The 262-nt window shown below is 64.9% G+C and carries 1 protein-coding gene; it reads left to right on the forward strand.

Features of this window, described 5'->3' with window-relative positions; all coding sequences use genetic code 11:
- Positions 1-262, forward strand: a 262-nt coding sequence (locus DM813_RS28330; RefSeq protein WP_164897186.1) for a hypothetical protein, incomplete at both ends; no start/stop codon positions are given.

Here is a 262-nt window from a genome sequence, read left to right on the forward strand (position 1 = left end):
TCAAGCTGGTGCTTTCACTGTTTTCGTCCCTGCACCAGTACCTGATGACCGCGATGCCCGGCAATGCCCTGGACCGGCGCCTGTTGGCGCCAATGCTCGGCTTTGTCCATGCCGGCCTCGGCAAGGCGACAACCCGCCTGCGGATGAAGGACCTGGCGGCGGCAGGCCTGACAGCCAACCCCAACCGGGTGGCAGGGCAAGTGAACTCGCAGATCGGGAAGGTACGCGACAACCTCGCGGCAGAGTTCCAGAACGGTGGCGG

The organism is Pseudomonas alkylphenolica (assembly GCF_004025535.1).
GTDB lineage: Bacteria > Pseudomonadota > Gammaproteobacteria > Pseudomonadales > Pseudomonadaceae > Aquipseudomonas > Aquipseudomonas alkylphenolica_A.